This window comes from Pseudoalteromonas rubra (assembly GCF_005887115.1).
Classification (GTDB): domain Bacteria; phylum Pseudomonadota; class Gammaproteobacteria; order Enterobacterales; family Alteromonadaceae; genus Pseudoalteromonas; species Pseudoalteromonas rubra_F.
In genome coordinates this window covers 94687-118328 of the sequence record NZ_PNCJ01000017.1, presented here as the reverse complement: position 1 = coordinate 118328, position 23642 = coordinate 94687, and the positions used below count along the sequence as shown (strand labels likewise).

Here is a 23642-nt window from a genome sequence, read left to right as displayed (position 1 = left end):
TACTCATTCTGTACTATCGCTTAGTTAAAATGATGACATCATTACCAATCACTTCAACCTGGGTATTAAATTGCTCTGCAATATAGGCAAAGGTCTCACGGCTAAAAAACGCGATATGGGTTTGATCGTTTTTATAGTGCCAGTTTGCAAAGCGTGCTGGATCTATTACCAGCTTAGTCATTAATGCCAATGGTGCACCAGGCCTGAGCATCGCCAGTAACTGGTGCAGCACTTTGCCGGGCTGGGCCAGGTGCTCTATCACTTCACTACAGGTAATAAAGTCATACTGGTGATCCAACACTTTGGGATCATTGGCATAGTATAAATCATATAGCGCCATTCGGTGGCCGGCCTCGGTTAGCATTTTAGCTAACAGCGGGCCTGGACCACAGCCAAAATCCAGTCCTGACTGGGCCGCCGCCAAGCGCTCGCACAGTGGGTCAGCCAACCGGGATAAAAAACGCCGATAACCGGGATCCATCAGATCATTATCATGGCTGTCATAAATGGCTTTTTCCTGCTCAGCGCTTAATCGCTGCTCGGGGGAGACAGATACCAGCTTGCAGCGCTGACACTGCCAGTAGTCTCTGAATTTGTCCTGATGGTAGTGCGTCAGTGAGTCGCCTTCACAAAGGCCGCAACGCCATGACTGTGGATTTTGCAACTGAGATAAACCGAAATGCCTTAAAGGCCGTATTGTAACAGCAATCAATTAGTGAACAAATATGCACACACAAATAAAAAAGCGGCAGAGATTGCTCTCTACCGCTTACTAATCTGAGCGTCACAAACTGGACACTTCTCCCTTCGACTTTTAAGTCTTTATTATTTTTATTGTGGTATCTTCCGTTTTGTTTTTGTTGTCACTTCCGTGAACACTTTCCATATTGTTATTGTTATCAAACTTCCAATGCATTTTTTATTTTCGGTCTTCCTGACACTTTCTTGATCATCCTGCGTATTCAAAGAGAATACCTAATCTTGCCACCGACGCTTCCGATACGAATTGTCCCTGTTTTTGTATTATCTGGCGACAACGAATAATCTACGCCGATCTGAAACAGTTACAACTAAACAATAACAAAATTATTACCTGAATATTTTAGAACAACATTAAACCAATTTTATTACAATAGGTTACAACTGAACGCAGGATGAAATTAAGTCAAGTCCTACACTCTCTATATGCATATATCTTACATTCACATTGAGATATATCTCACAAAGCAAGATCAAAAAAAGGCAGCCCTGTTGCTGCCTTTTTTACAATACCCAGAGTTTACACTGGGTATGCTTTGTATCTATACGACTTTAGTGTAGGCCACCCAAGTATTTAGACAATACTTCGATATCTTTATCAGTCAGTTTCTTCGCGATGTCACCCATCATGCCGTTTGGATCGTTGTTACGATCGCCGCTACGGAACTTTTCAAGCTGCGCCTTGATGTATTCAGGGTGCTGGAATGAAATTTTCGGGAACTTAGACAGAGACGTACCGTTACCACGTGGACCGTGACACGCAGCACAAGACGGAATACCACGCTCAGCATCACCTGCTCTGTAAAGTTTTTGACCGGCTTCAACCACATCTTCTGGTGTAGTACCCGCAGACATAGGCAGCGACGCAAAATACGCAGATAAGTCTTTCATGTCTTGATCCGATAAAGGCATAGCCATGCCACTCATCACAGGATCCATACGACCTTCTTTACCACCCGATGTCATGCCAAGCTTAAACTCTTGTAGTTGCTTGTAGATGTAATCCGCATGTTGGCCAGCGATTTTCGGATACATAGTAACAGGAGCATTGCCATCCGGACCGTGACACGCCGCACAGGTTGCTGCCTTTGCTTTACCGGCTTGCGCATCGCCATCAAAAGCCGCGACGTTGCTGGCTGACAAGGACCCTAGCAACATAGTTAAAGTTAATGCTATTTTTTTCATGGTAAATTCTCTGTTTCCGACCCTGTAATTTTGACCCCAGCCGAAAAAGCCTCGTTTCTTTTACTGCGTGGGCAAATCTTATTTGAGACCGACTGACCAAGCTTGCTAATTGTGCACTAATTGGCACCGACAAAGTCAACGGGCTCGAGTTTTACGTTGCAATTGCTACATTCTACACGATATTAATTTCTCTGGCACGTTTTCTGCTCACATTAAGCCCATAAATTATAGGGATTTGACCTGGATTAAGTTTCCCCTTAAGGACATAGCGTAAAAACTCACCCAAGGTGAAGATTTTATCGGCTTTTGCTTTAGCAACCAAGTATAATAAAATAGACAATAATGAGATCAATCCCCTTGAGGAGTCGAAGTGCTAAAATCCCGCATGCCGTATAACCGTGCTCAGTTTGTGACGAGTGCCCCTGATATTTCCCGATTACCCGCCGATACCGGCATTGAAGTCGCGTTTGCCGGACGTTCCAATGCGGGAAAATCCAGCGCACTGAACGCCCTGACTGATCAGAAGCTGGCACGGACCAGTAAAACGCCGGGCCGTACTCAGCTCATCAATACCTTCTCACTCGAAGATGATAAGCGTCTGATCGATTTACCCGGGTACGGCTTTGCAAAAGTGCCGCTGGAAATGAAAAAGAAATGGCAGAAATCACTGGGCGAATACTTGCAAAAGCGTCAGAGCCTGAAAGGTATTGTGGTGCTGATGGACATTCGTCATCCGCTCAAAGACCTGGATATGGATTTGATTAACTGGGCTGCTGGCAGTGATATCCCGGTACTGGCACTATTAACCAAGGCCGACAAGTTAAAACAAGGCAAGCGCAAAGCTGAGGTACTTCAGGTGCGCAAAGCACTGGCAGAGCTGAATGCTGACATTACTGTACATGCGTTTTCTTCTCTAAAAGGGTTAGGCCTTAAAGAGCTGGCCTGGCAGCTGGATGACTGGTTCCTGGGACCATATGTCAAAGAAGAGGCTGAGCAAGATACGCCTGCTGCTGAGTAATAGGCTTCAGGCTGCGCCCCAGGCGCAGCCTAGCCAATCACAAATGACGTATTCGCCGACGTCAATACAAACTCGCCACCCCGAGGCTGTGCCAATTCAGCCCACTGATAATAGACCGAACGACTAATTCGCGCCGATAAGCCATAATTGAGTATCAAATATGGAACTGGCTGACCTTGGTAGGATTTAAGCTCCAGTGGAAACTCGCTGCAAACAGGCCATAACCGGCCCAGGTTATCCTGTGCGATTAAAGTCGTCGACAAACCCAATCCAGGTGCCAAATTGCAATACTGCCAGCTCACAATCACAAAGGGACTATCTGCGACGTTTACCGGGCACGTCTCGGCCGGTGACTTAAGCAGATACTGGCCCTGCTCATAACACAGCACGCTGGCGAACAGCCTGACCAGTCCTTCTCGACTGATCGGCGCGCCCTCGTGAAACCAGCGACCCTGTGCGTCAATTTCAAACGCACCGACACCACACTCATCCGCATGCCAGCGCCCGGTGGGTGCATGGTGCGTCACATAATGTGAGATCAGCGCATCTATGTTACTCACTGAACACCAGATTGAAAGTAACCGGTACGGCGGTTGCAATTGTATTCAGACCAGCCACTTTACGGAGCGCTTCAATCCCCGCATCCAGGCCAAAATCACGGCTGTTGATCAACACAGCGCGCAGTGGTGTCACCTGAAGTTGCTGATTGGCTTTGTTCACCACCAGATCCACGTTTAGTGTTGCCACCTGACCATGCAGTGCCAGCGTCACAGGCACCTTTCGGATGATTTGAACACCCGGTTTCAGTGACTTGAGATACTGACTCACATTGGCGGTGATTTTAGCCTCTGGGAATTTGGCCACCTCAAACAGCATCTTTTGCATGCGTTCATTACGAATGGGGATCAGGCTTTCAACGCTGCTCAGATCCAGTCTTAAATCCAGTTCACCGGCTTTATTTATGGTACCAGACAACTGTTTAAAGTGATGGTTTTCAGCAACACTGCCCGCTTTAATAGAGGTAAAACTCACATCGCTGTGCGCGCTGTCCAATTGCCACGCCTGAGCGAACTGCGCCGACAGGCCAAGAACTGAAAAAAGAAGGGGTTTAAGCATGACGTATTCCTTGAAAATGAAAGTCGTCATCTTAACTGTATCCTGTAAGCAGATGCAACGACATAGCACCGAATACTGGTCTTACAGTGAAATCACAAAAGGGCTTATTATATTGAAAGATTAATTGACGGGAAAAACCGGCTCGCACCATTCACATTGCGAGCCGTTATAGCAATCTGGGGAGAAGCTATCAATACACTGTATCTTCACAAGGAGAGATACATCATCAACAGGATGTCCTACAGGAAGAGGACGCGCGCACTGTAGCAAATCACTTGGGGGAAATAAACAGCCAAAAGCAAGTTATGCGCCAATTTGATATTTTTTAAACATCAGATTGCGCATTTTTACCTCTGAGTTACACCAGATACATTTGCAGGGCCCGTCATTGCTGGGATCCGGGCAATAAAAAACACGGCCTGAGCCGTGTTTTTTGGGATAACCATAACGCTAATGCGCCTGCTCCCAGTTATCACCATGGTCCGCTTCGACCAGTAAGGGGACATCCAGCTTGGCTGCGTCACTCATAAGCTGACAGACATGCTCGCTAAACTGCGCCACTTTATCGGCTTTCACCTCAAAGACCAGTTCATCGTGCACCTGCATCAACAGTTTAATATCACTGTCCTGCTGTGTTGCCAGCCACTGGGCTACTTTGATCATCGCCTTTTTAATGATGTCTGCAGCTGTGCCCTGCATCGGGGCATTGATTGCAGCACGCTCAGCCGCCTTGCGACGCGCACCGTTACGTGCCTTGATGTCTGGCAAATACAAACGTCGACCAAACAGGGTTTCAACATAGCCCTGCTCTGCGGCTTTCTCTCGGGTCGACTCCATATACTCCAGCACACCCGGGAAGCGTTCAAAGTACTTATCCATATAGTGCTGTGCTTCATGGCGCGGAATATCCAGCTGTCTGGCCAAGCCAAAGGCACTCATACCGTAGATCAGTCCGAAGTTGACCGCCTTGGCCTTGCGGCGCATATCCGACGTAACCTCTTCAAGCGGTACAGAGAAGACCTCTGATGCGGTGGCGCTGTGAACATCTTTACCCTCAGCAAAAGCCTTGAGTAAGCCCGTATCCTGAGACAAATGCGCCATGATCCGCAGCTCAATCTGGCTGTAGTCCGCCGCCATGATCACATGATCCTGATCGGCAACAAATGCCTGGCGTATACGCCGTCCGGCTTCATTACGGATCGGAATGTTCTGCAGGTTAGGATCGGTGGAGCTGAGACGACCTGTGGCGGTCACCGCCTGATGATACGAGGTATGAACGCGCTGGGTCTGCTCGTTAACCATCTTGGGCAGTTTATCGGTATAGGTAGATTTCAGTTTAGCCAGACCGCGATGCTCGATGATCAGTTTAGGTAATGGATAATCATGGGCCAGCTCCTGCAGCACCTCTTCTGCGGTAGACGGTGCACCTTTTGGTGTTTTCTTTAAAACCGGCAGCTCTAGCTTGTCAAACAGGATTGCCTGTAACTGTTTAGTCGAGCTGAGGTTGAACTCTTCTCCCGCCAGCTCAAAGGCTTCCTGCTCCAACTCTTTTAGGCGCGTTTCAATGTTGTGACTCTGCTGTGCCAGCATGCCGCTGTCTATCTTCACACCGGTGCGCTCAATATCAGACAACACACTGACCAGCGGCAACTCGATGTCTTCAAACACACTCACCAGGGTTGGATGCTGCTGTAATTGTGGCCACAGGTGCTGATGCAGGCGTAAAGTGATATCAGCATCTTCCGCGGCATACGGCGCCGCTTTATCCAGTTCAATCTGATTAAACGTCAGCTGGTTTTTACCCTTGCCCGCAATCTCTTCAAAGCTGATATTTTTGTGACCCAGATATTTAAGCGCCAGTGAATCCATATCATGACGTGTACCCACACTGTTAAAGACGTACGATTCCAGCATAGTATCAAAGGCAATGCCATTGAGCTCCAGACCGGCGCGCGCCAGCACGCTCTTGTCGTATTTCAGGTTTTGCCCCACTTTTTTATGCTTGGGATCTGCCAGGATCGGACCAATCAGCTCAAATACCAGCTGTTTGTCTAATTGCTCCGGGGCACCCATATAATCATGGCCCAGCGGCAGGTAGGCCGCTTCTCCGGCAGCGACCGCAAAGCTCATACCAACCAGCTCCGCCTGCATGTAATCCAGACTGGTGGTTTCGGTATCAAAGGCAAACAGCTCGGCCTCGCGCAGCTTATCCAGCCAGCGATCCAGTTGTTCGCGCTCTAAAATGGTCTCATAGTCCACCTCAACCGGTGGCGTGACCACAGAGTCCTGCTCTGTGTCTGCGGCCGTTTCCGGCGCGCTTTTACCATCCAGCAGTTCAGCCAGCCAGCGTTTGAATTCACATTGGCCATACAGCTCAATCAACTGATCTTTGTCCATTTCCTGGATCTTGAATTGTTCCAGATCTTGTTCAACCTCACAATCCAGTTTGATGGTTGCCAACTCGTAGGATAACTTTAACTGTGCTTCGTGTTCAGCCAGCTTCTTCGCCATGGTTTTTGAGCCACGAAAGCCCAGATCAGCGATTTTATCGAGATTGGCATAGAGATCGTCAATCGATCCCAGCCCCTGCAGCATAGCCAGCGCGGTTTTTTCACCAACGCCTGGTACGCCTGGAATGTTATCCACTTTATCGCCCATCAGCGCCAGGTAATCGATGATTAATTCAGGCCCAATGCCAAACTTATCCACCACCCCTTGCGGGTCTAAAATGGTGTTGGTCATCGTGTTGATCAGCGTGACATGCTCATTGACCAACTGCGCCATGTCTTTATCACCTGTGCTGATCAATACATGCCTTTGTTGCTCGGACGCCAGGCGGGAAAAAGTCCCGATCACATCATCGGCTTCAACGCCTTCAATGCTAACAAGTGGCAACCCCATAGCACGAATAATATCGTGGATCGGCGCTATCTGCGTGCGCAAATCATCGGGCATCGGCGGACGATGTGCTTTATATTCGCTGTACATCTCATTTCTGAAAGTAGGCCCTTTGGCATCAAACACCACCACCATATGGCTGGGCTGATATTGCTTGAGTAAGCTTTTCAGCATATTGATGACACCATAGATGGCGCCCGTGGCTTCTCCTTTGGAATTGGTCAGGTGTGGTGGCGCATGATAAGCACGAAACAAATACGACGAACCATCGACCAGGATCAGCGGGTTTTCAGGGATCTGAGACATAGTTATAGGGATCCTAAAATTGGAAGTTTTAAATCTGGGTTAGCATGCCATAAGGACGAGAATAAAACGAGTCTGGCACAGTCCAAAACGCTCCAAAAGAAATGGGGACGGCCTGTGGATAACTTTGTAGATAAACATGGGCTATCGGCCCACACATCGGAAAGACGTCTAGGATGAAAAAATAAAACACTGAATATAAAAGGAAATTTATTTTTACTCTTTTATATGCTTTAAGCTAAGATTGTGGACAGTGACTTTGGAGTCAGTTTACAGCCAACTAATGAGTGGCTATAAATTCACCGCTTTTTCATGAGCGGAGGCGTATACTAACACAAACGATCAAAGATCAAAGCAGATCCTTTATATTTTTTTATTACTGGCTTAATGACAAAATTGCATATATCGCAAAACAAAGACTTTAAACGGAGATCCCGATGAAACAAGTAGCGATCATTTTAAGCGGTTGTGGCGTCTTTGACGGTGCTGAGATCCACGAATCTGTACTCACGATGCTGCACCTTGAGCGCCTGGGTGCAAGTTATCAGTGTTTTGCACCCGACATCCAGCAACATCATGTGATCAATCACCTCACCGGTGAAGAGCAGGACGAGCAACGCAATGTTCGGGTTGAGGCTGCACGTATTGCGCGTGGGGAAGTTGCAGATCTCGCCACACTGGATGCCAGTGCATTTGATGCATTGATCCTACCAGGTGGCTTCGGCGTCGCAAAAAACCTATCCGACTTTGCCTTTAACGGTGCAGAATCCACTATCCTGGAGGTGCTCAAAACAAGCTGTCAGGCTTTCAACCAACTAGGTAAACCCATCGCTTATCTGTGTATTGCACCTGCGCTTATCGGTCATATCCACCCAGCTGGTACGCTGGCCACCATCGGCAATGATGAGGCTACAGCTCAGGCAGTTGAAGCTTTGGGTGCCAGCCACGTTGCCTGCGGAGTGTCTGAGATCGTGGTCGATGACAACCACAAAGTCATCAGTACCCCAGCATATATGCTAGCAGGCTCGATTAGCGAAGCATCAAGCGGTATCGAAAAAGCCGTACAAAAGCTACTTGAACTGGCTTAGCACTCAACCCGGGCGGCATCATGCCGCCTCTGCCAACCTGTTCAATAATCCAGCAAATCTATTCAATTCATCTACTCTCAACCCTGTGATTTTTTGCCCTAACGCAATAAATTTTATTTTTTAGTCGCTTATACTCAAGTTTACGTTTTATAAATTAGTTGGTGACGTTATAATCGGCTTAATTCCGTCATCCATCGTGATAGATCACGTTCAATTTGAAGTGAGCAAGGTAAATGAAGAAACTTTCAGCAGCACTGTTATTGCTATCTACTGCGGCAATCGCACAGCCATTCGACAATTCTTTAACTGAAGAAGCGATTAAAAAGCGTCTTGAGCCTGTAGGCTCTGTCTACCTGGCGGGTGCCGAAGATACTGCTGCCGCTGCCCCAACTGGCCCACGTACTGGTGAGCAAGTATATCAGGCTTCCTGTTTTGCCTGTCATGGCACAGGTGCACTAGGCGCGCCTAAAACAGCTGATGACTGGGCACCGCGTATTGCAAAAGGCAATGATGTACTACTTGACCACGCGATCAATGGCTTCAATGCAATGCCTCCTCGTGGTACCTGTATGGACTGTAGCGATGACGAAATCGCCGCTGCGATTGATTTTATGATCAAGTAAAAACCGCCGAGCGGGGGGCCTTAATTCCCCCTGCTAATGGCGTGTCATGTCGCAGAATTCAAGACAATTATCACCATAATGTTATTAGAATTTTGCACTTGACCCCCCATTGTAAAAATGAAAATATAAGAACAATAAATAGACAATAATAACTCTTGGTTTCATCATTGGAAGATCCCAGCGTCTTAGTTCGCAAACTGACTCGAAAAAATCGCCGTTTAGAGTCCTTGCTGAAAAAATATAAACAAAACTCGCACTTGCAGCATGCCTTGATTCAATTATCAGAGCAGGCCAGCACGGTTGCGGAGTTGACGCTGCTGTACCCCGCTATCCACAGCATTTTAGAGCAGTATCTACCCAGTAAAAGCTTTTATGTCGTGCTACAGAACCAGTTCACTCAGGGCTTGGAACTGTCTTATTTTGTTGATGAGAAAGATGGCATCTCAGTGCCATTGCACGAGGCAAATCACTTTAGCCAAGGGATCACAGGTTACGTCTTTAAAAATCGACAAACCTTGTATCTTAAACGCCAACAAATGGAGCACATGAGTGCTCAGGGTCTGTTTAAAGCGCTGGGAACTCAGGCTGAACACTGGGTCGGCGTGCCTATTTTCAGAGAAAAAACCATCATAGGTGTGATGGTTTCGCAAAACTACTCTCAGGATGAACATTACAGTGAGCAGCAAGTCGAGCTGCTCGAAGTCATGTCTTTATATCTGGCAACGGCGATTGAACGCGTTAAAAAGCGTGAATTATTGGAGTCTGAGGTAAAAATTCGAACCCGTGCTCTAATGCAGAGTAATGAGGCACTTAATACCGAAATTGAGCAACGTAAACGGGCGCTGGAACGGCAGCAGATCCTGTTTAAGATCGCAGAGCTGGCCACCCAGTTCAGTGATATCGACGATGTTTACCAGCAAGTCCACCAGATCATGCGCTCCATTACCTTTGCCGATAACCTCTTTATTGCGCTGCATGACAAAGAATCTAACTGGCTAACTTTCCCGTACAGCGTCGACGAGATGACAGACTACAAACCTCGTCCGTTTGCTAATGGCTACAGTGAGCTGGTGATCACCACTGAGCGCAGTCAGCTGATCGACACCAAGCGCGCTCAGGTTCTGATCGACAATGAAATCGTCAAGCGGCCTAACAATTATCAGCTAAAGAATGCAGCTACCAGTTGGCTGGGAGCCCCGCTGAAAACGGCAAAAGGGGTTATAGGCCTGATCGCCTGTCAGGCATACAATCATGAGTACGAATACAATCACGAAGATGTTGAATTAATTTCATTTGTCTCGAATCAGATTGCCTCGGTTTTACAAACCCATTTGGCTAACCAGGCACTCAAAGCCAGTAACCTGGAGCTGGAACATCGGGTGGCTGAAAAAACCAAAGAACTGCGCCAGACTAATTTGCACTTACAAATGCAAATTGAGGAAAGAAAGAAAATTGAGCAGCAGCTTTATCATGATGCCCATCATGATCCGCTGACCACGTTACCAAACCGGTTGCTGTTTCTCACTCAGCTCGAGAAAACCTTACAAAAATACCAGCGTTACCCGGAAAATAATTTTGCCGTTTTATTTATCGATCTCGATAAATTTAAAGACATCAACGATGAACTCGGCCATCAGGCGGGCGACCAGTTTTTAATCTGGGTCAGTAAAGCATTTGCCGAGTGTATTCGCGAACACGACTTGTTGGCACGGCTGGCGGGAGATGAATTTGTGATCCTGCTGGATCACCTGAGCGATCGCCAGCAGGCCGAAGATGTCGCCAAGCGTCTCATCAGAGTAATGCAACAGCCATTTTGTATGAAGGGCGTTTGCATGCAAAGTGGTGCCAGTATTGGTATTACCTATAGCAACAAAGATTACAAAAATACCGACGAAATCATCCGCGATGCAGACGCGGCCATGTACTATGCAAAAAATGCTGGCCGGGGGCGATACGAGTTTTATCATCCACTGCTCAGTGCGGCTAGCACGCCAAGTAAACAAACTGAGTATCACCATCTTAGTGCACTGCCAGTTCACTTCCGCAGTACCGAAATAGTTAATATGGCCAATCATGGTCAGCACATCGTCATGCTGGAAGCGTTTGGCGAACACCCGGTGCTGGGCAGCACCAGCTTCGACATCCTTAAGAAGTTTGCCGCAGCCAAAGATGAGCAACTAAAAATTGAAATGCAGCTGCTCACACAGGCGCTTGATCAGGCCAGCGGTATTGCAAAAAGCAGTGATATCGATGTGTTATTTGCCTGCTCCTGTGCCATTTTAGAAAGCACCACATTTGCTGAACTGAAGCAACTTCTGAGCGTCAGAGCCAACAACTTATGCTTGTTGTTTGATGAAAATGAGATCCGCTATGCCTCGAGTATGCAACTCGAAAACCTCAAGGAGTTGTGTAGTCTGGGAATGGCGGTTGGACTTAATGATTTTGCCAAAGATCGCTGCGATCTGGCGCTGGTCAGCCATATTGAATTTAAATATCTGCTGCTCAGCTCAACGTTTAGCAAACGCGTATTACAACAAAATAGCTATGATGTGCAGTTACAAGGGATCCTGGCAGTCACCGCATTGAAATCGATTCAGGTTATAGCGAAAGGGCCTGCAATCCTGAACTTCAGAAGCCTGCTGGAACGTCACGGACTGAGTTTGTTTTTTGGTAAGCAGCAAAGCTTGACTGGTACCAGCCAGAGCGAAGCGCGCTCCGCTCACGAGTCGCTGCCACTTTAACGCTTCAGCATAGCCCGTAGGTTTGCCACCCTGGCCTGACCTTTCTCCATACGCTCAGCCTGTGACTGCACGGGCTTTTTCCCCTCACTTTGAATGTCATCTTGCGGCATTTCCTGTACAAAACGACTGAGCTCTGGCGTGATCTGTTCACCAAACTGACGACGGCTTCTTGCATACGTCATGGTTAACGTCTGCTGAGCACGGGTTACGCCTACATAGGCCAGACGACGCTCTTCCTCAACATTGTCCTCGTCAATACTGGTCTGGTGTGGCAATAAGCCTTCTTCCATTCCCACCATAAAGACGTGCGGATATTCCAGTCCTTTCGAAGCATGTAAGGTCAGCAGTTGCACTGCATCGCTGTCGTCTTCCTCTTCGTTACGCTCAAGCATGTCTCGTAAAGTTAGCTTACTGACCACCTCAGGTAAGGTCATGGGTGGATTGTCGGCATCGCCCGTGAGCATGTCGCTGATCCAGCGATACAGTTCAGACACGTTCTTCATGCGCATTTCGGCGGCTTTGGCGCTGGGCGATGACTCATACAAATAGGCTTCGTAATTAATCTCCCGCACCATGTCCTTTACGGCTTCCAGGGTATCTCCACGGGTTGCTCTGTCACTCAGCTCCACCACCCAGCGGGCAAACCCCATCAGGGCGTTCAGACCACGGCCACTAAGGCGCTGCGGCAGCTCAGGTTCAAAACAGGCAGCAAACAAACTGATATGTTTATCATTGGCCAGGCTACCCAGCTTTTCTAATGTCACCGGCCCTATCTCACGGCGAGGGGTGTTTACAATCCGCAAGAAGGCATTGTCGTCGTCCTGATTCACCAACAGACGCAAATACGCCATGATATCCTTAATCTCACTGCGGGCGAAAAACGACATACCGCCGCTGATCTTATACGGAATACGGTTGGCCATCAGGGCTTTTTCGAATACCCGGGCCTGGTGGTTACCCCGATACAAAATGGCGTAATCTTTGTAGCTGGTACGCTTCATAAACTTATGGGAGATGATCTCCGCCACCACCCGCTCGGCTTCATGCTCTTCATCGCGGGTTGGGATCAGCCGCAGTGGATCCCCATACCCCAGCTCACTGAATAGTTTTTTATCGAACTCATGGGGGTTATTGGCGATCAGAATGTTCGCCGCCTTAAGGATCCGTCCGGCACTGCGATAGTTTTGTTCCAGCTTAATCAAACGTAGCCCCGGAAAATCTTTGCTCAGCAGCACCAGATTTTGTGGCTTTGCGCCTCGCCATGAGTAGATGGACTGATCGTCATCTCCTACCACAGTAAAGCGGGCACGCTCGCCTACCAACAGTTTTACCAGCTGATACTGGCTGGTGTTGGTATCCTGATACTCATCCACAAGCAAATAACGAAAACGGGCCTGCCAGCGTTCACGCACTTCAACTGAGCTATTTAACAATAAGGTCGGGATCATGATCAGATCGTCAAAATCCAGCGCATTATAAGCCCTAAGCTGGGTCTGATAACGCGCATAAAGCTGAGCAAACAACGCTTTTTGCGCCTCACCGGCTTCACGAATGGCCCGCTCGGGCTGGATCAGTTCATTTTTCCAGTTACCAATTTGCATTTTCAGCAGATTGAGCAGATCTTTGTCGCGATCCAGCTCTTTTTCGGTCAGTTCAGCCAGTAACTGATGCGTATCCTGATCGTCAAACAAGGAAAAACCAGGCTTGTAACCTAATGTTTTCACCTCTTTTTTGATGATTTCCAGTCCCAGGGTGTGGAAAGTGGAAACCCATAGCCCTTTGGCTTCTTGTTTACCCAGTGTCTGCGAGACCCGCTCACGCATCTCTTTGGCGGCTTTGTTGGTAAAAGTCACCGCCGCAATATTGCGCGCCTTGTACTCACACTTTTGCACCAGATAGGCTATTTTATTGGTGATCACCCGGGTTTTACCAGAGCCGGCACCGGCCAGTACCAGACAGGGTCCGCTGATATACTTAACGGCTTCGTCTTGTTTCGGGTTCAGTTTCATAATCTGTGATCACCTTTAGTCAATAAGCTGCTAAGTTTACCGTAATGCTCAAGTGGATCCCAAGCGCTTTTAACCGGTGACCGCTTTAGGTAAGATAGAGACAATAATCAAGCTTAGAGGCCAGCCCATGATCAACCCAGCAAAAATTGAAGAAATCGCCAAGCAGATCTCCAGTAACATGCCACAAGGTGTGAAAAATCTGGCAGATACCTTTGAAAGCAAAACCAAACAAGCCATTCAAAATAAATTGGCAGAAATGGATTTTGTCAGTCGTGAAGAATTTGATATTCAGAGTAAAGTGCTGATCAAGACCCGTGAAAAGCTGACAGAGCTGGAAGCCAAAGTGGCTGAACTGGAAGCAAAACTGGCTACTCAGAATAACGACCAGCCAGAGCAGTAATATCTACAGCTGGTATCGCTTAGCAAGGTCTACCAGGGCCCGCTCGTAGTGCGCTGCCAGTTGCTCTTCATACTCAATCTGCGTATTGAGCTCCTTCAGCAGTCCATCTGCCAGGCCATACACCCAGCCATGAATGGTTAGTTTCTGCCCTCGTGCCCAGGCATCTTGTACCACATTGGTTCGACACACATTGCGCACCTGTTCGATCACATTGAGCTCACACAGGGCATCGCAACGCTGATCAGGGTGGATCTCATTGAGCATCGCCTGATGCATTTCTTTGACATCACCGACATGGCGCAGCCAGTTATCGATTAGGCCTAAACGCGCATCTTCCAGCGCAGCACGAACACCGCCACAGCCATAATGCCCCACAATCAGTACATGCTCTACTTTTAATACCTCAATGGCATACTGCATCACAGATAAGCAATTATGGTCGGTATGCACCACCACATTGGCCACATTGCGATGAACAAATAGATCCCCCGGCATTAAGTCGACAATCTGATTGGCCGGTACCCGAGAGTCGGAGCAGCCAATCCACAGATAATTGGGGTTCTGCTGCATCGACAGCTTGGCAAAAAACTCCGGGTTGTTGGTCTGAGTCTGTTTCGCCCACTGGCGATTGTTGTTGAGCAAGTGTTGCAGCTGGCTGTCAGACTGACACATGGCTTTTCCTTATTCTACTGATTGACACCGCGTAGCCTGAATTAAGATATTTCTTGGTGTCAGTGATTTATGACAAAATTCTGAGAGACTGACATCATACCCAGCTTGCTCAAGATATAATACCCTGTCGAGCACCAGCCACAGTTCTATCGCCCGGCGAAAGGCATGGCGCACCAGCTCGATACGCTCTGTGATGCGCTGACGTGCGCGCCCTTGCGCCAGGTAATGGTCAGCCTCAAAGTGTGCCGGTAAGTCTAGCTGTTTTTGTTCGGCCGCCCAGTGACAGAAATCAACAAACGACCCGGAAAAAATCGCCTTATTCACAGAGGGCACACTCAGATATTGAGTATCACCTGTCACATCACGACGCAGTGCATCAAAGGCCAGTCGCCACTGCACTTCCCGCTTGCGTACCTTAGCCACTCGGCCCGGCGCGGTAACCGTTTCCTGCAGTGCCAGCTTCATATCACTGTGTGACAAACTGAGCGTGCTCTGTGTGGCAGCATCGCTCATCGCTTGATAGGTAGGTTCAGTAAACAGATGATAGCAACAGGGCGACAGGCTGATCTGCTCACACCCTGCGGCGCTGGCCTGTGCCATAAAAGTTTGATGCAGACGACCACACGCATGCAGCGCAACCGCCTGTTGTTGTGGTTTAAAATAATGCGCGATGGGGTCTTTAAGCACGTCGGCACAATGAAACGTCATGGCCAGGCCTTGTTGTTGCGCACTGTGTTGTCCCTGCTGACACAAAGCAACCTGCAACTCCACGCTGTCAACATGGACAGCCCCCTGATAAGCCAGCAGGCGGCCAAGATGGCCTTTCCCTGCACACCATTCAAGGACAGGTAATTTTGTCTGAACTATCTGACCGACAAAGTCTTGTAACTGAGTCAGCTTACGACCTTTGATGCCATTGCTGAGCCAGAAGGGAAACTCTGGCCGACTCGCAGGTTCTAGTGTCAGTGCCGTCAGTGCTGGTAGCTTTGACAACTCAGAAATGTACGGCGTCAGAAACGACAGCAACGCTGCAGGCTCTTGGTCCAGTGCCGTCACTTCCTCATCACTCAGCGACAGCAACGTACTTTTGAGTTCAGGCCAGGGAATATCAGTATGATCGAAGGCCAGCAACTGCCAGTACTGACGGGTGCCCGCAAGCAGAGCATCCAGGGCTAAAAACTGAGAATGATAAGAACTGCGCATACAAGTCACCGGCACCGAACGAAACTAAGGGCGCTCATTGTATGCGCTCGTGACCCGCTCGCAAAGCACTGACCGTCATTTTAAGGTAAAGCGTCGGTGGCGGAAGAAAATGAGGTGTATATACATGGGTACACAAATCACTGCCACTATCACCGCTAAGGTCAACATCCACGACCAGCTGGTTTCTTCCTGATCTGGCTCGGTATATATAAACTGATGCTTTTGTTCGTGAAACAGGGCAAGGTCGAGTCGATAAAGCTGAGCAATCCACAACCAGCGTGCGTGCGACATTGCGCCCAGTGCAATCCCGGGGGCTTTAATAAAAGGCATTAGTTTGTCGGCTTCATTCGCCAAAGCCTCAATGCTCTTCCCCGTCGCATACTCTGCCTGTGTCACGGCGAGTGCCTCATCCGGGTTACTCATGGCATAGCGCCAGCCCTGCAAAGATGCCCGGCGAAAGCGCGCCACGGTGTCAGGTCGGTAGTTCAGCACATCTTCAGAGGTAAACAAGATATCAGCATACACATTCAGGCCAAAGTGTTTTGGGCAGATCTGCCGTGTCGCAACGCCCTGCTGCGCAAGTTTGAAGGGTTCATTTGAAATATAGACCTGCAAGGCATCAAACTGTCCGGCAATAAAGTCTTGTATGGGTTCTAACCCAGCGTAGAGAGGCAACTGGGTCACGTCAATCCCTGCACGTTCGAGCATCACAACCAGTTCAGCGCCCTCGACCCTACCCAAATGACTGATTTTTTTTCCTGCAAAATCTTTGGGTACATAAATGTCGCTCTCGGCGCGAACCATCCAGCAATAGGGAGAAGACTGAAACACCGCTGCCAGTGCAACCAAAGGCTTGCCCCTCAGACGTTGCTGTAAAATACCTGAATGCGTCACACCAAATTGTGCCTGCCCCGACAAGACCTTAAATTGCTCATCCGGGTTATCCGGATCGGCTGCTACGATTTTGACATTCAGTCCCTGCTGGCGATAAAACCCTTTTTTTTCTGCCATATAGTAACCAGCAAACTGGAACTGATGGGTCCATTTAAGTTGTAGCGTCACGTCTTCCAATGCGGCGAGTATATCACACCACAGCAGCAAGACTGCCAACACCAAAGGGATATAACTCATTGTGATATGCGCCCGGAGCCTGCCTTGTTACAACTATAGAAGGCACCGGACGGATTGCAAAGCTAGCTGACGCGACGATCAGTCTGCGGGATATCGTGCTGAAGATACTGTTTGAAACACGGGTTGCCTGTTTCTTCCTGATACTGATAGCCCAAACGCTGCAGATGCTCATCAAAGCGCGCACTATCCTGTGCACTCAGTTCAAACGCCGCAAGTACATTGCCCTGCGCTGCACCATGGTTACGATAATGAAACAGCGTGATGTTCCAGTTACTACCAAGGGTATCTAAAAAGCGTGCCAGTGCCCCGGGATATTCAGGAAACTCAAATCGAAACAACCGCTCGCTCAGGGCTACGGGCGGTTTGCCGCCGACCATATAACGAATGTGCAATTTTGCCAACTCGTTGTCGGACAGGTCGGTAAAGCGATAATTCGCCTCGCTCAGACTGGCTTTGAGTTCCTGCAGCTCCTGCTCGCCACCACGCAGCCCGACACCGGCAAAAATCTGAGCCGTCTCACCACCGGCATACCGATAGTTAAATTCAGTGATCGCACGGCCCGATAAAGTATGGCAAAAACGTTTAAAGCTGCCTTTGGACTCTTCTATGGTCACACCCAGTAACGCCTCGCTGCGTGCCCCCAGCGCGGTACGCTCGGCAATGTACCTTAAGCGGTCGAAGTTGAGGTTGGCACCAGACAACACAGAGGCTAGTGTCAGGCCATGTTCATCGCTGTTTTGGCACCATTTTTTTAAGCCAGCAGTGGCCAGTGCTCCGGAAGGCTCTGCGATAGCCCGGGTTTCAATAAAAATATCCTGAACTGCTGCACAGATCTCATCCGCACTCACAGTGACAACCTCATCACAATATTGCTCGGCAAGGCGAAAAGTTTCACTGCCAATGCGCTTTACCGCAACGCCATCGGCAAAGCTGCCAACTCGCGCCAATTCAACCGGGTGACCAGCTTCCAGTGCCGCTTTCAGGCAGGCGCTCTCTTGTGCTTCAACACCTATCACACGGATCTCAGGGCGCAACGATTTAATGTATACGGCCATACCGGCCAGTAAACCTCCGCCCCCAACGGGCACAAATACCACATCCAGCTGATGCAGCTGTTGCATCAGCTCTCGTGCAACTGTCCCCTGCCCAATGATCACGTCTTTATCGTCAAATGGGGGGACAAACACACCGTCTTCCGATTTACATAAAGACTGGGCGTACTCCTGCGCGGCATCAAAGTGATGACCATGCAAGACTACTTCTCCCCCCTGATTGCGCACCGCGTTGACTTTGATCTCAGGTGTCGTCACCGGCATAACGATGATGGCGCGATGACCCAGATGTGCAGCACTCAACGCGACTCCCTGAGCATGATTGCCAGCAGAGGCAGTCACAACCAGACTGTTTGCGGGCAGTTTGCTCAGCTTGTGGTAGGCACCACGCAGCTTAAACGAATAAACGGGTTGTTGATCTTCGCGCTTGAGCCAGATCTGGTGTCCGAGCCGGGCGGAAAGCCCACTCAGCTCACTGACCTCGGTTTCCCGGACCAGTGGCGAGACATTGGCCTGCACTACAGCACGAAAATAATCGAGCTCTTTTGCCACCATAATTAACTCAATGCCTCCAGCTTCTCGAAATCGCGTACTGCGCCTTTGTCTGCACTGGTCGCCAATAAGGCATAGGCTTTCAGTGCTGGACTCACATAACGCTGACGATCCAATGGCTTATAAGCCATTTTTCCGCGGGCATCTTGTTGCTCTTTACGTGCTTGCAGCTGCTGTTCATCCAGTAATACATCGATGCTGCGCTCAGGAATATCGATGCGGATCATATCGCCGTTTTCTATCAGCGCCAGCGCGCCACCACTGGCAGCCTCTGGCGAGGCATGACCAATCGACAGGCCAGACGTGCCACCGGAGAAGCGCCCATCAGTTAACAAGGCGCAATCTTTATCCAGCCCCATGGATTTGAGGTAGCTGGTCGGGTAAAGCATTTCCTGCATACCCGGCCCACCTTTGGGGCCTTCGTAGCGGATCACCACCACATCGCCTTTTTTCACCTTGCCTCCGAGGATCCCCTCCACGGCATCATCCTGAGATTCAAACACTACGGCCGGACCTTCAAAGCACAGCATGTCATCATCGACTCCTGCACTTTTCACGATACAGCCATCCAGCGCCAGGTTACCGGTCAGTACCGCCAGACCCCCGTCCTGACGAAACGCGTGTTCAACACTGCGAATGCAGCCTCCTTCGCGGTCCAGATCCAGTTCATCCCAGCGACACTCCTGGCTCATAGCCTGTGTGGTGCGCACGCCTGCTGGACCTGCACGATAGAAGGTTTGCGCACGCTCATTACTCGGATCGGTGGCATCCCAGCGCTTAATGACCTCACCAAGGGTACCGCCTGCCACATGGCCTACTGCTAAGTCGAGTTTGTCGGCTTTGGCCAGTTCATTCAGAATCGCCATGATGCCACCGGCGCGGTGGACGTCTTCAATATGATATTGCTGAGTTGCAGGTGCCACCTTACATAAGAAAGGCGTGGTACGAGATAAGCGGTCAATATCGGCCATGTCGAATTCAACACCACCTTCGATGGCTGCCGCGAGCAAATGCAAGACAGTGTTCGAAGACCCCCCCATGGCAATGTCCAATGTCATGGCATTGGTGAAGGCGGCCTGATTGGCTATATTGCGCGGTAGAGCTGCCTCATCGTCTTTGCCATAATAGTCTTCGCACAACGCCATGATGCGCTTTGCTGCCCCTTCATATAAGAAGCGACGATCGGCATGAGTGGCCAGAGTTGTACCATTACCTGGTAATGCCAGGCCCAAGGCTTCTAGTAAACAGTTCATCGAGTTAGCGGTAAACATGCCTGAGCAGGAACCACAGGTTGGGCAGGCTGAGCGTTCCACTTTGTCTGAGTCTTCATCGCTGACACTGGGGTCAGCCCCTTTGACCATAGCATCAACCAGGTCAAGTTTGATGTCGATGTCGGCAAGACGCGTTTTGCCCGCTTCCATCGGTCCACCAGAGACAAAGATCACCGGGATATTCAACCTTAGCGCCGCCAGCAGCATACCCGGGGTGATCTTGTCGCAGTTTGAAATACACACCATGGCATCGGCACAGTGGGCATTAACCATGTATTCTACCGAATCGGCGATGAGATCCCGCGAAGGCAAGGAATACAACATGCCGCCATGACCCATCGCAATGCCATCATCAATGGCAATGGTATTAAATTCGCGCGGCACACCGCCGGCGTCCCGGATGGCATCGGCCATCAGCTCGCTGAGTTGATTCAGGTGCACGTGCCCGGGCACAAACTGAGTATACGAGTTCACCACCGCCACAATGGGCTTATGAAAATCACTGTCGGTCATACCGGTGGCGCGCCATAGTGCGCGGGCACCTGCTTGTTGTCTGCCTTCAGTGGTTGTTTTGCTGCGTAACTTTGCCATGTTGACCCCTTTTCCAGTTTGCGCTGCCCCTTGTGGCAACGGCTTTCCTCATTCCAAAAAATGTCTGCCGGATCAGTCGACCCGGCGTGTATTTATTAACAGTGCCTGAGCCTATTCGTTTACATAGTCCAGCCAACCTTGTGGATCGTCACTTTGCCCTTTCACCAGATCAAAGTAAGCCTGCTGAAGCTCAGCAGTAATTGGCCCGCGTTGACCATCACCCACTTGAATTTGATCCACACTGCGCACCGGTACCACTTCGGCAGCAGTACCCACCATAAAGAATTCATCCGCCAGATACAGACCTTCACGGGCGATAGGCTCCTCTCTGACTTCATAGCCACGCGCTCTAGCCAGATGCATAATGGTGTCACGGGTTAAGCCCGGTAAAATGCTGGCGGTGGTTGGCGGGGTATAGATAATGCCCTTACGGATCACAAACAGGTTCTCACCGGCGCCTTCACTCAGATAGCCGTTAACATCCAGTGCAATGCCTTCCACATAGCCGTGACGCTTAGCTTCTGCGGTGATCAGCTGCGACGATAAATAGTTCCCCCCGGCTTTGGCTGCGGTTGGCATTGTATTGGGCGCCAGGCGCTGCCATGAAGACACACACGCATCCACGCCGTTCTCCAGACTACCTTCACCCAGATAAGCGCCCCACTCCATTGCCGCAACGGTCACTTCCGCGCGGTGTGATTTCGGGTGCACGCCCAGACCAACGTGGCCTAGAAAGGCAAAAGGACGCAGGTAAGCATTGGTGAAACCATTTTTAGCCACCGCGTCTTTACACGCCTGCATGATCTCTTCCTGCGTGTAAGGGATCTCGATGCGATAAATTTTGGCCGAATCAAATAAGCGCTGAATATGATCCTTGAGACGGAAAATAGCCGGACCCTTAGGCGTATCGTACGCACGGATCCCTTCAAATACGGAGCTTCCATAATGTATGGCATGACTGAGCACATGCGTGGTGGCTTGCTCATAGGGGATTAACTCACCATTGTGCCAAATGTATTGTGAAGTTTGTGTCATTGTTTAAAACCTTATTTATTATATTGCCTGCTGTAGTGTGTGCAGATCGACTGACTGCACTTCAACCAGCTTATTTAATTGTGACGTCAATAGATAGATAGGTTTGTCACTATCTACCGTCATTTTGACGTGAAATAACTCTTCGTGGCCCTGAAGCTCCAATTGTGTCAGGCGAAACCCGCGATGACGGGCGACGCGCAAAAAACGCTCGACTGCGATGGCCTGGTTGTTTACCGCTACGGTGAGTTGATGTTTCATGGTGTTTGCTCCGTCAAAGGAAATCAGTAAAGCTAATTTTGCTGTTGCAATTGCGTCAGCATTTCATGGTTTGCAGCGCCCGGCGGTACTAATGGCCAGACATTTTCTTTATCATCGATACAGGCATGCAATATATAAGGCCCTGTCGAGGCCAGTAAGGCATCGACCGCACCATCGACCTCATTCGCACGGGTGATGGTCTGTCCCGGGATGCCGAATACCGCAGCCAGTTGCACAAAGTCCGGGTTATCTGACAAATTGGTCTCACTGTAACGGCCATCAAAAAAGAGCTGCTGCCACTGGCGTACCATGCCCAGGCGCTGATTATCGAGGATGACGATTTTGACCGGTAAGTTATTACGTCGTATAGTCGCCAGCTCCTGTATATTCATCATGATAGAGCCATCACCGGATACCGTGATCACCATATCTTCCGGGCGAGCAACCTGCGCTCCGATGGCTGCCGGTAAACCAAACCCCATGGTGCCTGCGCCGCCACTACTCAGGTGATTACTTGGATGGCTGAATCGCATATGTTGTGCCACCCACATCTGGTGTTGGCCCACATCACAACACACGACCCCCGTATCCGGCATCAAGCGACTCAAACGGTTCAGCAAATATGGGGCATATACCTTGTCACCAGGATAGTCGTAACGCCACGCGTGTTGTTCGGCCAGCGCGCTGATGTGAGCACGCCAGGGGGCTGGTGCCAGTTCGCCCTGTAATAAAGGTAATGAGACTTTCAAGTCAGCAATCAATGAAGCCGCTGCAGGTTTGCGCTTACCCACTTCAGCCGGATCAATGTCCAGATGGATCACTTTGGCATTCGCGGCAAACTTAGCCAAGTTGCCTGTTACCCGGTCGTCAAAGCGTGCCCCGATACACACCAGCAAATCACACTCCTGCACTGCCAGATTAGCAGCCTGACCACCATGCATCCCCAACATGCCCAGATCGTAGGCATACTCAGGCCTCACACTGCCTAAGGCTTTGAGTGTCGACACCGCTGGCATCTGTGTACGTTGCAAAAACGCCATTAGCTCGGCCTGTGCATCTGCACTGTGAACACCTCCGCCCACATAAGCCACCGGCTTTTTCGCCTGCGCCAAAAGCGCATTGGCTTTGTCCAGCTCAAAACTCGACAATGGCGTTGGCTGATACACTTCGGATTGCCAGGCAGTCACCGGAACCTGCGCTTGCTGAATGTCTTTTGGAATATCGACTAACACAGGACCTGGACGACCTGACTGTGCAATATGCATGGCCTGCTGCAGCACTTCTGCCAAATCTTCACCACGTTCAACCATGAAACTGTGCTTAGTACAGGATAGCGACATACCCAGTACATCAACCTCCTGGAAGGCATCAGAACCAATGGCAGCTGTAGGCACCTGACCAGTGATAGCCAGTAGCGGTACCGAGTCCATCATGGCGTCAGCCAGAGCTGTCACCAAATTGGTTGCGCCCGGGCCTGATGTCGCAAAACAGACGCCCAGCTTACCTGTGCTTCTGGCGTAGCCAACCGCTGCAAACCCGGCACCTTGTTCATGGCGCGTCAGATAATGCTTCAATGGCGCACCGTATAGCGCGTCGTAAATCGGCATGATAGCTCCACCCGGATACCCGAATACCGAACTCACCCCTTGTTTTACCAGCATGTCTATTACCAATTGTGCGCCTGTCATTGTTTTGCCTATTGCCCTTTGTCTTTGAATTTGGCCCTAAAACGAAAAA

The 23642-nt window shown here is 49.7% G+C and carries 19 protein-coding genes; 5 read left to right on the top strand and 14 right to left on the bottom strand.

The window, feature by feature from the left end; genetic code table 11:
* Positions 1-13 precede the first annotated feature (13 nt).
* Both CWB98_RS12700 and CWB98_RS12695 read right to left on the bottom strand, forming a co-directional pair.
* Positions 14-664: a class I SAM-dependent methyltransferase gene (locus CWB98_RS12700; protein WP_138545220.1), complete on the bottom strand. Its 651-nt coding sequence runs from the start codon at positions 662-664 to the stop codon at positions 14-16.
* A gap of 647 nt (positions 665-1311) precedes the next feature.
* Positions 1312-1944, bottom strand: a complete 633-nt coding sequence (locus tag CWB98_RS12695) for a c-type cytochrome (protein WP_138545219.1) — start codon at positions 1942-1944, stop codon at positions 1312-1314.
* A 370-nt stretch (positions 1945-2314) separates the two neighbouring features.
* On the opposite strand from CWB98_RS12695, the gene yihA reads away from it, so the two are divergent.
* A complete protein-coding gene (yihA, locus tag CWB98_RS12690; protein ID WP_138545218.1) occupies positions 2315-2962 on the top strand; it encodes a ribosome biogenesis GTP-binding protein YihA/YsxC in 648 nt (215 codons plus the stop codon).
* Positions 2963-2991: 29 nt separating this feature from the next.
* Here yihA and CWB98_RS12685 read toward each other — a convergent pair whose 3' ends face one another.
* The 3 genes from CWB98_RS12685 to polA all read right to left on the bottom strand — a co-directional run bounded on the left by CWB98_RS12685 (position 2992) and on the right by polA (position 7282).
* Entirely contained in the window at positions 2992-3522 is a 531-nt protein-coding gene (locus tag CWB98_RS12685) for a DUF1285 domain-containing protein (RefSeq protein WP_138545217.1), read from the bottom strand.
* On the bottom strand, positions 3515-4078 hold the full coding sequence (locus CWB98_RS12680; RefSeq protein WP_138545216.1) for a YceI family protein: 564 nt from the start codon (positions 4076-4078) through the stop codon (positions 3515-3517). Before CWB98_RS12680 ends, CWB98_RS12685 begins: the two co-directional genes overlap by 8 nt.
* 450 nt (positions 4079-4528) lie before the next feature.
* The gene (gene polA / locus CWB98_RS12675; RefSeq protein ID WP_138545215.1) at positions 4529-7282 is read right to left on the bottom strand and encodes a DNA polymerase I; all 2754 of its coding nucleotides are present in this window, start codon (positions 7280-7282) and stop codon (positions 4529-4531) included.
* Positions 7283-7716: 434 nt separating this feature from the next.
* On the opposite strand from polA, the gene elbB reads away from it, so the two are divergent.
* From elbB to CWB98_RS12660, 3 genes are all read left to right on the top strand, one after another.
* Positions 7717-8367 carry an isoprenoid biosynthesis glyoxalase ElbB gene (elbB, locus tag CWB98_RS12670; RefSeq protein WP_138545214.1) on the top strand — a complete coding sequence of 217 codons (651 nt, stop codon included), beginning with the start codon at positions 7717-7719 and terminating at the stop codon, positions 8365-8367.
* Between the two features lie 233 nt (positions 8368-8600).
* Complete coding sequence (locus CWB98_RS12665) at positions 8601-8990, top strand: c-type cytochrome (RefSeq protein WP_046006102.1); 390 nt, start codon at positions 8601-8603, stop codon at positions 8988-8990.
* Between the two features lie 167 nt (positions 8991-9157).
* Positions 9158-11731, top strand: a complete 2574-nt coding sequence (locus tag CWB98_RS12660) for a bifunctional diguanylate cyclase/phosphodiesterase (protein ID WP_138545213.1) — start codon at positions 9158-9160, stop codon at positions 11729-11731.
* Here the strand turns inward: CWB98_RS12660 and rep are convergent.
* Positions 11728-13740, bottom strand: a complete 2013-nt coding sequence (rep, locus tag CWB98_RS12655; protein WP_054014906.1) for a DNA helicase Rep — start codon at positions 13738-13740, stop codon at positions 11728-11730. The two genes, CWB98_RS12660 and rep, sit on opposite strands and share 4 nt — an antisense overlap.
* Positions 13741-13867: 127 nt before the next feature.
* Here rep and ubiK point away from each other — a divergent pair, with 127 nt between their 5' ends.
* Positions 13868-14140 carry a ubiquinone biosynthesis accessory factor UbiK gene (gene ubiK / locus CWB98_RS12650; RefSeq protein ID WP_054014907.1) on the top strand — a complete coding sequence of 91 codons (273 nt, stop codon included), beginning with the start codon at positions 13868-13870 and terminating at the stop codon, positions 14138-14140.
* A gap of 3 nt (positions 14141-14143) precedes the next feature.
* On the opposite strand, the gene can is transcribed toward ubiK, so the two are convergent.
* The 8 genes from can to ilvG form a co-directional block, all read right to left on the bottom strand.
* Complete coding sequence (can, locus tag CWB98_RS12645; RefSeq protein WP_138545212.1) at positions 14144-14812, bottom strand: carbonate dehydratase; 669 nt, start codon at positions 14810-14812, stop codon at positions 14144-14146.
* 9 nt (positions 14813-14821) lie between these two features.
* Positions 14822-16015: a methyltransferase gene (locus CWB98_RS12640; RefSeq protein WP_138545211.1), complete on the bottom strand. Its 1194-nt coding sequence runs from the start codon at positions 16013-16015 to the stop codon at positions 14822-14824.
* Between the two features lie 75 nt (positions 16016-16090).
* Positions 16091-17146, bottom strand: a complete 1056-nt coding sequence (locus CWB98_RS12635; protein ID WP_138545210.1) for an ABC transporter substrate-binding protein — start codon at positions 17144-17146, stop codon at positions 16091-16093.
* Between the two features lie 62 nt (positions 17147-17208).
* Positions 17209-18753, bottom strand: a complete 1545-nt coding sequence (gene ilvA / locus CWB98_RS12630) for a threonine ammonia-lyase, biosynthetic (RefSeq protein WP_138545209.1) — start codon at positions 18751-18753, stop codon at positions 17209-17211.
* Positions 18754-18755: 2 nt separating this feature from the next.
* A complete protein-coding gene (gene ilvD, locus CWB98_RS12625) occupies positions 18756-20612 on the bottom strand; it encodes a dihydroxy-acid dehydratase (protein WP_138545208.1) in 1857 nt (618 codons plus the stop codon).
* 111 nt (positions 20613-20723) lie between these two features.
* Entirely contained in the window at positions 20724-21647 is a 924-nt protein-coding gene (locus tag CWB98_RS12620) for a branched-chain amino acid transaminase (protein WP_138545207.1), read from the bottom strand.
* Between the two features lie 18 nt (positions 21648-21665).
* Positions 21666-21905, bottom strand: coding sequence for an acetolactate synthase 2 small subunit (gene ilvM / locus CWB98_RS12615; RefSeq protein WP_010383772.1), 240 nt, complete (start codon positions 21903-21905; stop codon positions 21666-21668).
* Positions 21906-21937: 32 nt separating this feature from the next.
* Positions 21938-23593 carry an acetolactate synthase 2 catalytic subunit gene (ilvG, locus tag CWB98_RS12610; RefSeq protein WP_138545206.1) on the bottom strand — a complete coding sequence of 552 codons (1656 nt, stop codon included), beginning with the start codon at positions 23591-23593 and terminating at the stop codon, positions 21938-21940.
* Between the last annotated feature and the right edge of the window lie 49 nt (positions 23594-23642).

What these genes read in the sequence shown, in the direction of transcription:
- CWB98_RS12695 (WP_138545219.1), bottom strand. Translation starts at nt 1,944, where the DNA reads ATGAAAAAAATAGCATTAACTTTAACTATGTTGCTAGGGTCCTTGTCA.
- CWB98_RS12680 (WP_138545216.1), bottom strand. Translation starts at nt 4,078, where the DNA reads ATGCTTAAACCCCTTCTTTTTTCAGTTCTTGGCCTGTCGGCGCAGTTC.
- polA (WP_138545215.1), bottom strand. Translation starts at nt 7,282, where the DNA reads ATGTCTCAGATCCCTGAAAACCCGCTGATCCTGGTCGATGGTTCGTCG.
- elbB (WP_138545214.1), top strand. Translation starts at nt 7,717, where the DNA reads ATGAAACAAGTAGCGATCATTTTAAGCGGTTGTGGCGTCTTTGACGGT.
- CWB98_RS12665 (WP_046006102.1), top strand. Translation starts at nt 8,601, where the DNA reads ATGAAGAAACTTTCAGCAGCACTGTTATTGCTATCTACTGCGGCAATC.
- rep (WP_054014906.1), bottom strand. Translation starts at nt 13,740, where the DNA reads ATGAAACTGAACCCGAAACAAGACGAAGCCGTTAAGTATATCAGCGGA.
- ubiK (WP_054014907.1), top strand. Translation starts at nt 13,868, where the DNA reads ATGATCAACCCAGCAAAAATTGAAGAAATCGCCAAGCAGATCTCCAGT.
- can (WP_138545212.1), bottom strand. Translation starts at nt 14,812, where the DNA reads ATGTGTCAGTCTGACAGCCAGCTGCAACACTTGCTCAACAACAATCGC.
- CWB98_RS12640 (WP_138545211.1), bottom strand. Translation starts at nt 16,015, where the DNA reads ATGCGCAGTTCTTATCATTCTCAGTTTTTAGCCCTGGATGCTCTGCTT.
- CWB98_RS12635 (WP_138545210.1), bottom strand. Translation starts at nt 17,146, where the DNA reads ATGAGTTATATCCCTTTGGTGTTGGCAGTCTTGCTGCTGTGGTGTGAT.
- ilvA (WP_138545209.1), bottom strand. Translation starts at nt 18,753, where the DNA reads ATGGTGGCAAAAGAGCTCGATTATTTTCGTGCTGTAGTGCAGGCCAAT.
- ilvD (WP_138545208.1), bottom strand. Translation starts at nt 20,612, where the DNA reads ATGGCAAAGTTACGCAGCAAAACAACCACTGAAGGCAGACAACAAGCA.
- CWB98_RS12620 (WP_138545207.1), bottom strand. Translation starts at nt 21,647, where the DNA reads ATGACACAAACTTCACAATACATTTGGCACAATGGTGAGTTAATCCCC.
- ilvM (WP_010383772.1), bottom strand. Translation starts at nt 21,905, where the DNA reads ATGAAACATCAACTCACCGTAGCGGTAAACAACCAGGCCATCGCAGTC.
- ilvG (WP_138545206.1), bottom strand. Translation starts at nt 23,593, where the DNA reads ATGACAGGCGCACAATTGGTAATAGACATGCTGGTAAAACAAGGGGTG.